This is a genomic window from Pseudarthrobacter sp. NPDC055928 (assembly GCF_042270935.1).
Classification (GTDB): domain Bacteria; phylum Actinomycetota; class Actinomycetes; order Actinomycetales; family Micrococcaceae; genus Arthrobacter.
Map to the genome: position 1 here is coordinate 80,468 of NZ_JBHJZH010000002.1, position 12,681 is coordinate 93,148.

11 protein-coding genes and 2 tRNA genes are annotated in these 12,681 nt (G+C 63.9%); 8 read left to right on the forward strand and 5 right to left on the reverse strand.

All coding sequences use genetic code 11. The features are described 5' to 3' along the window. Positions 1–128: 128 nt before the first annotated feature. Complete coding sequence (gene ilvD, locus ACFC25_RS03465) at positions 129–1,850, reverse strand: dihydroxy-acid dehydratase (protein WP_376044043.1); 1,722 nt, start codon at positions 1,848–1,850, stop codon at positions 129–131. A 140-nt stretch (positions 1,851–1,990) separates the two neighbouring features. Beyond that, complete coding sequence (locus ACFC25_RS03470) at positions 1,991–2,917, reverse strand: LysR family transcriptional regulator (RefSeq protein ID WP_337345916.1); 927 nt, start codon at positions 2,915–2,917, stop codon at positions 1,991–1,993. A 154-nt stretch (positions 2,918–3,071) separates the two neighbouring features. Here ACFC25_RS03470 and ACFC25_RS03475 point away from each other — a divergent pair, with 154 nt between their 5' ends. The 3 genes from ACFC25_RS03475 to ACFC25_RS03485 all read left to right on the forward strand — a co-directional run bounded on the left by ACFC25_RS03475 (position 3,072) and on the right by ACFC25_RS03485 (position 5,469). Continuing rightward, on the forward strand, positions 3,072–4,196 hold the full coding sequence (locus ACFC25_RS03475) for a hypothetical protein (RefSeq protein WP_376044045.1): 1,125 nt from the start codon (positions 3,072–3,074) through the stop codon (positions 4,194–4,196). Beyond that, entirely contained in the window at positions 4,105–5,277 is a 1,173-nt protein-coding gene (locus tag ACFC25_RS03480; RefSeq protein WP_376044047.1) for a PQQ-dependent sugar dehydrogenase, read from the forward strand. The genes ACFC25_RS03475 and ACFC25_RS03480 overlap by 92 nt, the downstream gene beginning before the upstream one ends. Before the next feature lie 116 nt (positions 5,278–5,393). After that, a tRNA-Lys gene (locus ACFC25_RS03485) sits at positions 5,394–5,469 on the forward strand. Between the two features lie 202 nt (positions 5,470–5,671). On the opposite strand, the gene ACFC25_RS03490 is transcribed toward ACFC25_RS03485, so the two are convergent. From ACFC25_RS03490 to ACFC25_RS03500, 3 genes are all read right to left on the reverse strand, one after another. After that, positions 5,672–6,193 (reverse strand): hypothetical protein, encoded by a 522-nt coding sequence (locus tag ACFC25_RS03490; protein ID WP_376044048.1) that lies wholly within the window; start codon positions 6,191–6,193, stop codon positions 5,672–5,674. A gap of 56 nt (positions 6,194–6,249) precedes the next feature. Further along, positions 6,250–6,927 carry an HNH endonuclease family protein gene (locus ACFC25_RS03495; RefSeq protein ID WP_337345912.1) on the reverse strand — a complete coding sequence of 226 codons (678 nt, stop codon included), beginning with the start codon at positions 6,925–6,927 and terminating at the stop codon, positions 6,250–6,252. A 137-nt stretch (positions 6,928–7,064) separates the two neighbouring features. Then, the gene (locus ACFC25_RS03500; protein ID WP_337345949.1) at positions 7,065–7,520 is read right to left on the reverse strand and encodes a MarR family transcriptional regulator; all 456 of its coding nucleotides are present in this window, start codon (positions 7,518–7,520) and stop codon (positions 7,065–7,067) included. Positions 7,521–7,615: 95 nt separating this feature from the next. Between ACFC25_RS03500 and bcp the strand changes: the two genes are divergently transcribed. The 5 genes from bcp (at position 7,616) to ACFC25_RS03525 (ending at position 12,653) form a co-directional block, all read left to right on the forward strand. Further along, positions 7,616–8,089 carry a thioredoxin-dependent thiol peroxidase gene (gene bcp / locus ACFC25_RS03505; RefSeq protein ID WP_376044050.1) on the forward strand — a complete coding sequence of 158 codons (474 nt, stop codon included), beginning with the start codon at positions 7,616–7,618 and terminating at the stop codon, positions 8,087–8,089. An 89-nt stretch (positions 8,090–8,178) separates the two neighbouring features. Beyond that, a tRNA-Leu gene (locus ACFC25_RS03510) sits at positions 8,179–8,260 on the forward strand. Between the two features lie 269 nt (positions 8,261–8,529). Continuing rightward, complete coding sequence (locus ACFC25_RS03515) at positions 8,530–9,204, forward strand: fasciclin domain-containing protein (RefSeq protein ID WP_337345910.1); 675 nt, start codon at positions 8,530–8,532, stop codon at positions 9,202–9,204. Positions 9,205–9,397: 193 nt separating this feature from the next. Then, positions 9,398–11,071, forward strand: a complete 1,674-nt coding sequence (locus tag ACFC25_RS03520; RefSeq protein ID WP_376044051.1) for an ABC transporter substrate-binding protein — start codon at positions 9,398–9,400, stop codon at positions 11,069–11,071. A 79-nt stretch (positions 11,072–11,150) separates the two neighbouring features. After that, positions 11,151–12,653 carry a malate:quinone oxidoreductase gene (locus ACFC25_RS03525; protein WP_376044053.1) on the forward strand — a complete coding sequence of 501 codons (1,503 nt, stop codon included), beginning with the start codon at positions 11,151–11,153 and terminating at the stop codon, positions 12,651–12,653. Positions 12,654–12,681 lie beyond the last annotated feature (28 nt).

The window sequence follows — 12,681 nt, forward strand, 5'->3', positions numbered from 1 at the left end:
TCACCATGTGGACTCCATTGTCCACCAATCGGCCGCCCTCCCAACTAGGTAGCAGCAGGTGTCGTTTTGAGGGCCCATAACGACATCTGCTGCTACCCAGTTGGGTTCAGGCGACCGGCTGCGGTGTACTACCCGCAGTATGCGCCGGTGGAGGCGCTGTGGACCAGCTTGGCGTACTTGGCAAGGACGCCCTTGGTGAACTTGGCCGGCAGCGGCTCCCAGCCCTCCTTGCGTGCTTCGAGCTCTGCGTCGTCGACCAGCAGGTCGAAGCTGCGGGCTGCGATGTCGACCCGGATCCGGTCGCCGTCCTTGACAAAGGCGATGGGGCCGCCGTCGACGGCTTCCGGCGCTACGTGGCCGATGCACAGGCCCGTAGTGCCGCCGGAGAAGCGGCCGTCAGTCAGCAGGAGCACGTCCTTGCCGAGGCCTGCACCCTTGATGGCACCGGTAATGGCGAGCATCTCGCGCATGCCCGGCCCACCCTTGGGTCCTTCATAGCGGATGACGACGACGTCACCGGCGTGGATTTGGCCGTTGTCCAGCGCATCAAGGGCGCCCTGTTCGCGCTCGAACACGCGGGCCGTACCTTCGAAGACGTCTGCGTCGAAACCGGCGCTCTTGACGACGGCGCCTTCGGGTGCCATCGAACCGTGCAGGATGGTGATGCCGCCGGTCTTGTGGATCGGGTTGTCCAAGGCGCGCAGGATCTTGCCATCGAGGTCCGGCGGGTTGATGGACTCGAGGTTCTCGGCGAGGGTCTTGCCGGTAACGGTGAGGCAGTCGCCGTGCAGCAGGCCGGCGTCGAGCAGTGCCTTCATGATGACCGGCACGCCGCCGATCTTGTCCACGTCAGTCATGACGTAGCGGCCGAAGGGCTTGAGGTCTCCCAAGTGCGGGATTTTGTCGCCGATGCGGTTGAAGTCGTCCAGGGAGAGCTCGACTTCGGCTTCACGGGCGATGGCCAGCAGGTGCAGCACAGCGTTGGTGGAGCCACCAAAAGCCATGGTCACGGCGATGGCGTTCTCAAACGCCTTCTTGGTCATGATGTCCCGGGCGGTGATGCCCTTGCGCAGGAGGTTCACCACTGCTTCACCGGACTTGCGGGCAAAGTCATCACGACGGCGGTCTGCCGAGGGTGGGGCAGCGGAGCCCGGCAGGGACATACCGAGGGCTTCGCCGATGCAGGCCATGGTGTTGGCCGTGTACATGCCGCCGCAGGCGCCTTCGCCGGGACAGATGGCCTTTTCGATCCGCGTGAGGTCTTCCATGCTCATCTTGCCGGCGGCGCATGCCCCCACGGCCTCGAAAGCGTCAATGAGGGTGACTTCCTTTTCGGAGCCGTCCTCGAGCTTGACCCAGCCAGGCATGATGGAGCCGGCGTAGAGGAACACGCTGGCGAGGTCCAGGCGGGCAGCTGCCATCAGCATGCCCGGAAGGGATTTGTCGCACCCGGCCAGGAGGACCGAGCCGTCGATCCGCTCGGCCTGCATCACCGTTTCCACGGAGTCGGCGATGACTTCGCGGGAAACCAGGGAGAAGTGCATGCCTTCGTGGCCCATGGAGATGCCGTCCGAGACGGAGATGGTGCCGAACTGCATCGGGAACCCGCCGCCTGCGTGGACGCCTTCCTTGGCGCCCTGGGCCAGACGGTTCAGGGAAAGGTTGCAGGGAGTAATTTCATTCCAGGAGCTCGCAACGCCGATCTGCGGCTTGGCGAAGTCGTCGTCCCCCATGCCGACCGCTCGGAACATGCCGCGCGCGGGGGCGGCGTGGATTCCGTCGGTGACGACCCGGCTTCGGGGCTTGATGTCAGGCTTGTTTTCAGTTGCGATCTGGGTGTCCTCACTCATGCGTCAAAGTCTATGACTCAGATTGGGAGGCCAACGACACGGAAGGGTCCGTGAAGCCCAATTCCATGAATATTTCGATCAAATAGTGGACTCTCGTCTCATATATTGAGATCGGAGCTTGGGGACTCCCCCGCAACGTGTCAGAAATCACTCGGGCCACGGCCAGCAGCAACCGACTCAGCTTCCTGCTGGAGCATGTCCAGGACCTTCCGGATGGTGGTCCGTGCCGCGACGTCGGGCCGGGCGAGGGCCACGATGCTGCGGCGTGCCGTCACACCCACCAGCGGCCGCAGCACAAACCCGCGGTCCTGGTTTGCCACCGCGGTGTACCGCGGCAGCAGTGCAAGGCCGTGTCCGGCGCTGACCAATGCTTCGAGCACCCGCAGGTCCGGAAAGAGCTGCGCCCGGACCGCGGTGGATCCGGCCTGCTTTTCGATCTGCCGCAGCACGGCGTCGAAGGGGAACCCCTCGGGGACCCCCATCCAGGGATAACCCACCACATCCCGGGCGGTCAGCCTGGGTTTCGACGCCAGGGCGTGCCCTGACTGCATGGCAACGTCCAAGGGCTCATTAAGTAGCGGGACCACGATCAGCCCGTGGGAGGAAAACACGTCCGGGCCATCCACGCTGTGCGCCAGCACGATGTCATAGTCGGCGGCGAGGCCTGCGAAACCGTCCACTCCCGGGTCCTCGAAATGGGCCTCAAACTGCAAGCCGGCGATGGCCTTGACCCGGTGCAGGAGTCCTGGCAGGAACATCTCCGCCGCGCTGGGGAAAAACGCGGCCCGCACATGGGCCTGCCAGCCGTGCCGGTACGTATCGATGGTGGCCTCCGCCCTGGCCATTGCTGTTGAGACATCCGCAGCGGCCGAGGCCATCGCCAGCCCGGCTTCGGTCAGCCGAACTCCCCGGCCGGCCTTCTCGATTAGGACCACACCTAGCTCGTCCTGCAGGGTTTTGAGCTGCTGGGATACAGCCGATGGCGTGACGTGCATGGCTTCGGCCGTGGCGCCCACAGTGCCCCGGTCGGCAAGTTCGCGCAGAATCCGCAGCCTCTTGAAGTCCATGTAGAGAGGCTACTGGACTGACGCTGCGTTGTTCGGGCCGTCTTCACTGTCCGCCGGACGGGCTGCTCCCTGCCGAAGACCTAGACAGTCCCGTTTGCCCCGACGTACCGTCAGGTGAACGGCAACCCTGCCATCCGGACTGAAGGGCCCTGATATGGATTTTGTCTTCTGGATCATTCTGATCGTGCTGATCGTCGGTGTCGTCTGGTGGCTGCTGAACCGCGGCAGTTCCACCAAGTCCACCAGCGAGGACGACAGGTCAGCGGCAGCTCCGGCCGGTTTCCGCGCGGACGGCGCCCTGGCGGGAGGGAGTGCCGCGGCTTCCGCGGAAGCCGCGGGTACCACTGGGATCGCCACTGCCGCAGGCTTTGGACGGCCGTCCGACCCTGTGCCACCGACGACGGCGGATGACGCCTCCGAGCTGCCCGAACCCTCTGATGCCGGCCGGGTTGGCGAACAGGACTCCCCTGCGCCGGAACGGACGGAAGCCGGACCGGGGACCACATCCGCGGAGACATTTGCAGCCCCTGCACCAACAGGCGCCCCGGACGCAGGGGATATGCCGGAAGCCCCTGTTCCGCCTGCTGTTGACGGCGCCACTGAGGTTCACGGCGCCCAAGCAGCCCAGGGCGGAGGGGCCGCGCAGTCCGCGGGCACAGCCCAGGCTTCGGGTCCATCTCAGGTCAGCAGCGACCAGGGCGAGTGGGAGACCCAATGGTCTGAGGCCGGCGGAACGCCCGCTTCCCATGCAGCGGCCCCGACTACAGCGGCCCCAACCGCCCCTGCGGCGGGTAGTGCAGCCGGGGGTCCCACGGACGCCGGCAAAGCAGGCCAGTCCGGGCCGGTCCATCGCCCCGAGTACACCGGGCCACACGCGCCCACGCTGCCGGGTGCTGAATCTGCAGCAGCCGAGGTTGTGGTGGACGAGCCGGCGGCCGCCGAACAGGCCGAATCCACCCGCGTCCAGGCCAGTCCAGGCGAAGTGGATGAGGTCGAAGCCATCCAGGCAGAGTCCCCCACGTCCGTCGGCTCGGAATCAATCCCCGAACCCGCGGGTTACCTGGCGGCGGACCGCCCGTATGGTGAGGGGTCGGCGTCGCCGTCCCCCGACGGCAGCGGCCCGGCCGATTACACCGTCAAAGGCGACGCGGACTCCATGGTCTATTACGAAGAGGGGCACCCGGAGTATGAGCAGACCCGCGCAGGAGTCTGGTTCGAATCAGCTGCCCACGCCGAAGCTGCCGGCTTCCGGGCCCCGCGGCGGACCCGGTCCCAGTAGGTTCGGCCGCGCCCCTGCGGCGTGGACCGTCTGCCTCGGGCTCCTCCTGACCGGTTGCACAGGTGATGCCAATGGGCCGCCCACCACAGTCAGCACGAGTGCGGGTACCGGCGGCACCGCGGGAGCGCCCGCTGTGGTGGAGCGGCTTGACCTCGGGCTCCAGATCCCGTGGGCAGCGGTGTTCCTGCCGGACGGAACGGCCGTCATCTCGGAGCGTGATTCCCGACTGCTCAAGGTGGTCCGTGACGGGCGGTCCTCCACCATCGGAGAGGTTCCCGGAGTAGTTCCCGGCGGGGAGGGCGGCCTGCTCGGACTCGCGCTCTCCCCCTCTTTTTCCTCGGACAATTTGCTCTACTTTTACTTCACGGCCGAGCGGGACAACCGGATTGCCCGTGCGGTCCTCAGGGCAGACGGCGACGGGAAATTCGCCATCGGCTCTCCGGAGGTCATCTTCACCGGCATCCCGAAAGCATCAACGCACAACGGCGGCAGGATCCGCTTTGGACCAGACGGCCTCCTCTATGTGGGGACCGGCGACTCGCAGCGCCGGGAGCAGCCGCAGGACCCGAATGCGCTGGGTGGAAAGATCCTGAGGTTGACGCCCGAAGGCCGCCCGGCGCCGGGCAACCCTTTCGGCAATGCCGTCTACAGTCTCGGCCATCGGAACGTCCAGGGGCTGGCTTGGGACAGTGAAGGGCGCTTCTGGGCCAGCGAATTCGGCCCGGACGTCAACGACGAACTCAATCTGATCCTTCCGGGGGCCAATTATGGCTGGCCCCAGGTCACTGGGGCACCGCACCGGGACGGATACCGCGACGCGAAAGTGGTGTGGCCATCCACGGCTGAATCCTCCCCGAGCGGGCTGGAAATTGTTGGCGCCACAGCGTACCTCGGGGCACTGCGCGGCCAGCGGCTGTGGACGGTTCCGCTTGAAGGCGAGGAAGCCGGAAATCCTGTGGCCTATTTCACACGGGAATATGGCCGGATCCGCGATGTCATCAAGGCTCCGGACGGACGTTTTTGGCTGCTGACGAACAACGAAAACCCCGACTTTGTGCTGGTTTTGACGCCTTCGGCGTGATGCTGCCAACCGCCCGCCACCCCGATTTCACATGGGCCAAAAGTTCGTGTAGAGTTTCATGTCGTTGCGGAGATCAACCGGGAAATAAAAGCCCCGGGGAGATCAAAACAAGAGATGCACCTCTAGCTCAATTGGCAGAGCAATTGACTCTTAATCAATGGGTTCCGGGTTCAAGTCCCGGGGGGTGCACCAAGAAAACCCCGTCTTCATGGCCACAAGCCACGAAGGCGGGGTTTTGCTTTGCCCATCGATCAGGTCGAGGGATATTTCGGGCTGATAACTGGGCCGATCAGCCGACGGCGCCGCCAGCTATCGCAGCCGCGGGCCACGTTGAAGACACCGCGTGGCGCAGACTCACGTGGCCCCTATTTCTCGTCCCAGTCTTTCGGGAGGGTCATCGGGCCACCTCCTGCCTCCGGAGCTTCGCGGAATGAGGGAAATAGTCAAGGGTCATCTGGATGCGGGAATCAGGGTGCGTGAGGAACCACTCGTAGGCGTGGTCATCAGCAGCCTGCCACCAGGGCTTCGGGAGACCTTTGAGCTTCCGGGCCTTCCTCCCCCGCCATTCTTCTTGGACGTTAAAGTATCCCTGGAGGACCCCGAGGCCGAAGATGAGCCCGAAGAAAACCATGACGAGTGTCATGAGCGGCATCTTGAACAGCGCAAGGAGGCCGAAGACCAGGCAGGCCAGCGAGGCAGGGAGAAAGATGAGAGCCGTTGCCAGGAGGCTGAAGTAGAAGGAGCGGATCAGTTTGTGATCGCCTCCGCCGGAGCCGGCCCCAATGCCCCACTCTTGCTTCGTGTACGCGTACACAGTTTTGCCCGTCCTGGCGTACCCGTAGTAGTACGGCCGGTTAAGCGCTCTTCTGAAAGGTTCGTCCTTGGTCCCCACGGGATTAACCTTATCTGTCGTCATGCTGCGGCCACCGTCCGGTGCCAGCCGAGGCAAGCCACGAAGACCCGCAGGCGCCCTTACTCACAGGTGCCCAGGATCCCCGCGATCGCAGCATGCTCGGCTGGGGTAACCCACAGCTGGTACTTTGCCTTCACGGCCGTCTGGCGGGCAACGTATTCGCAGCGGAACGCCTTGTTCGGTGGAAGCCACGTCGCTGCGTCTTTGTCTCCCTTGGCGCTGTTGGTGGGACCGTCCGCGGCCATGAGGTTCAGCGGGTCGTTGGCCAGTTGCCTGCGCTGGTCAGCACTGAGCCGCTGGGCACCTTTCTGCCACGCGTCCGACAGCGCGATGATGTGGTCGATCTGGACCGCTGAGCTGGTAGTGTCGCCGCGGACAAACCTGATGCTGGTGCCGGTGTAGCTGTCATCCAGCGTGCCGGACGCGACAACACAGTCCTGTGTTCCTGGCTTGAACGTCTCGCCCTCAAGATCCCTGGCAAGGATGTCGTTGCGGGTATCACAGCCGTTGCGGTCCACATCCGCCCAGGCGGGACCGAACTCCTCACGGCTGTAGCCGGTCTTGGGAGCACGCCCCTTCACCGGGATGGTTTCCAGCTGGGCGAGGGCAGCGGCGGCTTCGGTTCCGGAAACCCTTGGTTCGGCATGGGCTGGGGCATCGCAGCCGGCAAGGGAACCGGCAAGGACCAAACCGGAGATGGCAGTAAGCGCGATGGTGACGGCGGAGCGGTAGTACAAGAAGTTCCTTAATGTGCACGGCGCAGGGTCACCGCCGCGCGAGGAAGCGCAGCGGCTGGCGATCCTGGTTCAAAGATTAAAAGAAAAACGCGCAACCACTGAGGAACCAGTGATTGCGCATGGAGGCCGTGATGCGGCTACCCCACTGGGGAACCGTCCGCCAGTGCCTTGGCTTCAGGGGAAGCAAATTGGCTGGCAAGTTCCCGCACCACAGCCTGTAGCTCCTGGCGCAGGACGTCTGGATCAATGGACGCGGCAGCAAGCACCGAACGTTCCATCTCCACTGCTGCGGTGACAGCCTCGCGTCCACGGTCCGTCAAAGAGACAACATGGCTACGGCGGTCCGAGGTGCTGCGGACGCGGGCGATGTGTCCGTGCGTCTCCAGCCTGCTGAGCGTCTTGCCCATTGTCTGCGCCTGGACGCGGACGTACTGGGCCAGCTGCGCCTGCGTCATGGGGCCCTGGGCCGCAAGCACTTCGATCGCGATAACACCGGCGTGTGTCAATCCAATGGCGCCGAGTTTTTCGTTCCAGGAGTGTTCTACGAGACGGGCCGCAGTGGACAGTAGGCGCCCAGTGGGCCAATGATCCATATCAGGCATACCAGCAGTATAGCCAAGTGACGATTCGCCCCGGTCCAGCACGCTTACTAAGCTGGTATGTCCCGCCTTCAACTAGGAGATTAATTGTGGCTGACAGACTCATGACCGGCACCGAAGCACCTGGCTTCACTTTGAAGGACTCGCAAGGTAAAGACGTCAGCCTGGCTTCCACCCGGGGGCGCAACACCATTGTGTACTTCTATCCCGCCGCGTCCACGCCTGGCTGCACCAAGCAGGCGTGCGATTTCCGAGACAGCCTGGCTTCCCTGCAGGCGGCCGGTTATGAAGTCCTGGGCATCTCCCCGGACCCGGTGGAGAAGTTGGCAAAGTTTGCCGCCGCAGAAGGACTCAGCTTCCCGTTGCTCTCGGATACAGACCACGCCGTGGCAGAGGCCTACGGTGCCTGGGGGGAAAAGAAGAACTACGGAAAGACCTACCAGGGGCTGATTCGTTCGACCATCGTGGTGGACACTGAGGGCAAGGTTGCCGTGGCGCAGTACAACGTCCGGGCGACCGGTCATGTTGCCAAACTGCGCCGTGACCTCAAAATTGATTCCTGACGGGTCCGGCGACTGACCGGACCCACCGCCGGCCGGCGCTACAATGGAACCTGGCATCCGCCGTCGCAGGTTTCTGCCGCGGCAGCCAAGCGCGAGTGGTGAAATTGGCAGACACGCAGGATTTAGGTTCCTGTGCCTTCGGGCGTGGGGGTTCAAGTCCCCCCTTGCGCACTGTTGAACGTCATGAACCATGGAATCCCGGGCCCAACGGCCCGGGATTCCGTCGTTAAGTCCGCCCGACGCCGGGCTTTCGCAAGTTTCAGTCCCTCGGCGCCCAACCGCAAAAAAACTCCTTGAGATCCACCCATCCGCATCGAGGCACCACCCGAATACACAGTGAGACACCAGCCAAGGCAGGTGCCCACCACGTCGGAAAAGGCCATAAGCGGCAGGCAAGCTGTCCGCAAAGGCAACGATCGGCACTAACAAGGAGAACCGAAATGCAGTCAATCAAACGCACAACCTTCACCGTCGCAGGCGTTGCCGCTGCCGCATTGCTCAGCCTGACCGCTTGCGGCGGCTCCGCCACCACGGCAACGTCATCGTCGGCACCGGCCTCCACGCCTTCATCCTCCAGCATGGCTCCGTCACCGTCGGCAAGCTCCGCTGCCCCGATGGACCCGGCTGCGAACCTGGTCGGCGCCGGCTGTGCCGGCTACGCCGAGAAGGTTCCCACCGGCGCGGGCTCTGTTGCGGGCATGGCGCTCGATCCCGTGGCTGTTGCAGCCTCGAACAACCCCATCCTTACCACCCTGACGGCGGCGGTCTCGGGAAAGCTGAACCCCAAGGTTGACCTGGTGGACACGCTCAACGGCAGCGAATTCACGGTCTTTGCTCCGGTGGACGACGCCTTCGCCAAGATCGACGCCGCCACGATCGAGACGCTCAAGACGGACGACGCCCTGCTGAGCAAGATCCTGACCTACCACGTGGTCCCCGGCCAGATCACCCCCGACAAGATCGCCGGCACCCACGCCACGGTCCAAGGCGGCTCCGTAACGGTCACCGGCAGCAAGGACGCCCTCATGGTTGACGGCGCCAGCGTGATCTGCGGCGGCGTCCAGACTGCCAACGCCACGGTCTATCTGATCGATTCGGTGCTGATGCCCAAGTAACCACGGGCACCAGCGACACCGGGCAAACCGGAGCCGCGGGGCGTGACTCCCCCGGCGGCTCCGTGCAATAGTTGGGCCCGGCCTGTACAGGCCGGGCCCAGCTGCGTCTCCAGGATCATCCTGGTCCGTCAACTAGACTGGGCTGGGGCCCGCAGACCGCGGAGCCGGCCAGCAGCCCAGAGGTGATCAACGAGTGCCCAGCAGTACATCGCGACGAACGGTGATCAAGACAAGCGCCGTTCTCCTGGCACTGGGAGTGACGTCCTGCACCGGAGTTCCGGGCCCTTCCCCGTCATCGCCCACAAGTTCAACGCCGTCCACTGGCCCTGAGCCCACAGCTACCTTCAGGTTCGGAACAGCATCCCAGCCGCTCGGGCTCGACCCCGCCCTGTCCAACGACGTGGAGTCGCACCGGATCACACGCCAGATCCTCGAAGGCCTGGTCGGAGTGGACCAGACTACGGGCAAGCCCACACCGCTGCTGGCAACCGAGTGGACCGAATCCGACGAAGGCCGCTCCTACACATTCAAACTGCGCAGCGGAGTCACGTTCCAGGACGGAACCCCCTTTAATGCCGATGCCGTCTGCGCCAACTTCAACCGCTGGTTCGCGTTCCCGGTGGCTCTCCGGCAACAGGCACCGGGAAGCTCCTTCAAGGGTGTGTTCAAGGCCCATTCCGATGAGGCATCGCTGTCCATCTTCAAAAGCTGCACCGCCCTTTCCGCTGACACTGTCCGGATCGACCTCACACAGCGCTTCACCGCCTTCCTCCAGGCCCTGACCCTGCCGGCTTTCGCCATGGCATCGCCCACAGCACTGGCGGCCGGGACTGCCGATGTCCTGGACAGGGACCGGGGCGGACAGCCTCTGTCAGGCTTTGCCACGAATCCGGTGGGAACCGGGCCCTTCCAGTTGGGCGCCTGGGACGAAACCAGCGTCACGCTGGTCAGCAACAAGGACTACTGGGGCAACCGCGGGCAGATCGCCACGATCAACTTCCTGACCTACGACCACCCCCAGACCCGCATGCAAGCGCTCCTGGACAGCAAGATCGACGGCTACGACGCCGTCACGGTGGGAAACTTTGACCAGCTGGTCAAACGGGGCATGCAGATTGTGCAGCGGGACCCGTTCTCCGTGATGTACGTCGGCATGAACCAGGAAGTCCCTGCCCTCCAGGATGTGAAGGTGCGGCAGGCGGTTGAAATGGCGATCGACAAAGACACCCTCATCCGCAAGTTCTTTATCGACAACACCGCCCAGGCAACGCAATTTGTTCCGCCGAAAATCAGCGGCTTCAATAACGAGGCGCCTTCCTTGGGCCACGACCCCGCCAAGGCAAAGACGTACCTCGAAGAGTCCGAATATGACGGCGAAGAGCTGAAGTTCTACTATCCGTTGAACGCCACCCGGCCTTACCTCCCCACGCCAGAGAAGGTCTACGCGGAGATCAGCCGGCAACTGACCGCCGTCGGACTGAACATCAAGCCTGTACCGGTGGACTGGGCAAACGGATACCTCCAGAAAGTCCAGTCCCCGGGCGACCACGCCCTCCACCTGCTCGGCTGGAATGGCGCCTACGCCGACGCCGACAACTTCGTTGGCCCCCTGTTCGGCGAGAAAAACGGCGAGTTCGGCTACCAGGATCCCCAGGTCTTCTCAAAGATCAACCGGGCCCGCAGCATGCCACAGGGACAGGAACGTGATGAGCAATATCACACCATCAATGTCCAGATCGCTGCCTCGGTCCCGGCTGTTCCCATCGCATTCCCCATCTCCGCATTGGCCCTCTCTGACCGCGTGGCCAGCTACCCGGCCTCACCGGTATTAAACGAAGTTTTCACCAAGGTCCAACTAAAGCCTTGACGCAGCCGTCCAATTTCAGTAAGAGGGTGGCGCGGGGATATTCTGTGACAGCCAGAGCCGCTGCTATCGGAGACTCACTGTGACTTTTATTTCCAAGACCAAAAATGCCGACGTCGTCCTGATCGGCGGCGGCATCATGAGCGCCACACTTGGGGCGTTCATCAAGCAGCTTGAACCCACCTGGACCATCTCCCTCTTCGAGCGCCTCGATGAGCCCGGACTGGAAAGCTCCGGTCCGTGGAACAACGCCGGCACCGGGCACGCCGCACTCTGCGAGCTCAACTACTCCCCCGCAGCCAAAGACGGCTCGGTGGACCCCACCAAGGCGCTGCTCATCAACGAGCAGTTCCAGCTCTCCCGCCAGTTCTGGGCCCACCTCGTGGAGCAGTCGCTGATCGGTTCGCCCAAGGGCTTCATCAACACCGTCCCGCACATGAGCTTCGTCATTGGCGAGGACAACACCAAATTCCTGCGGACCCGGTACGAGGCACTGAAGCCGCACCCGCTGTTCCGCAGCATGGAGTATTCCGAGGACCACGCCCAGATCGCCAAATGGGCTCCGTTGATCGTCAAGGGCCGCGACCCGAAGCAGCGCATCGCTGCCACCCGCGCAGCGGAGGGCACCGACGTCGACTTCGGTGCACTCACCCGCGAGCTGACCACGTACCTCGGGAACAACGGCGTCGACATCAACTACGGCCACGACGTGACCGGGATTTCCCGGGCGTCCGACGGCGGCTGGGACCTTTCGCTCAAATACCCGGCTTCCGGGGAACACAGCAGGATCCACGCGAAGTTTGTGTTTGTCGGTGCCGGCGGCGGTGCCCTGCACCTGCTGCAGGCTTCAGGGATTCCGGAAAGCAAGGGCTTCGGCGGCTTCCCGGTCTCGGGCCAGTTCTTCCGCTGCACCGACGAAAAGATCGCGGCCCAGCACAGTGCCAAAGTCTACGGCCAGGCCTCAGTGGGCGCTCCGCCCATGTCCGTGCCGCACCTTGACACGCGCTACGTCCATGGGAAGCGCTCCCTGCTGTTCGGCCCGTACGCCGGTTTCTCCACGAATTTCCTGAAGAACGGCTCTTACCTGGACCTGCCGCTGTCCATCCGGCCGAGCAACATCATTCCCATGCTCGCCGTGGCCAAGGACAACATGGACCTGACGGCCTACCTCGTGAAAGAGGTGGCGAAGCGCCACGGCGACAAGGTGGAGGCGCTCCGCGAGTACTACCCCGAGGCCAAAGACGGCGACTGGGAACTGATCACCGCGGGCCAGCGTGTACAGATTATTAAGAAGGACCCGAAGAAGGGCGGCGTGCTGCAGTTCGGCACGGAAGTCATTGCCGGGCGTGACGGCTCCATCGGGGCGCTCCTGGGTGCCTCACCCGGGGCTTCCACCGCGGTGCCCATCATGATTGAACTGCTGCAGAAGGCCTTCCCCAAGAACTTCAAGGGCTGGCAGGGCAAGCTCAAGGACATGATGCCCGGCTACGGAACCAAGCTGGACAGCAACCCGGAGCTCGCGGCGGAGCTTGAAAAGGCAACTGCCGCGGCCCTTCAGCTGGAGAGCGTTTCCGCGACCCGTTGACCTCGCCGGGGTCGGCGGGCAGCAGTCG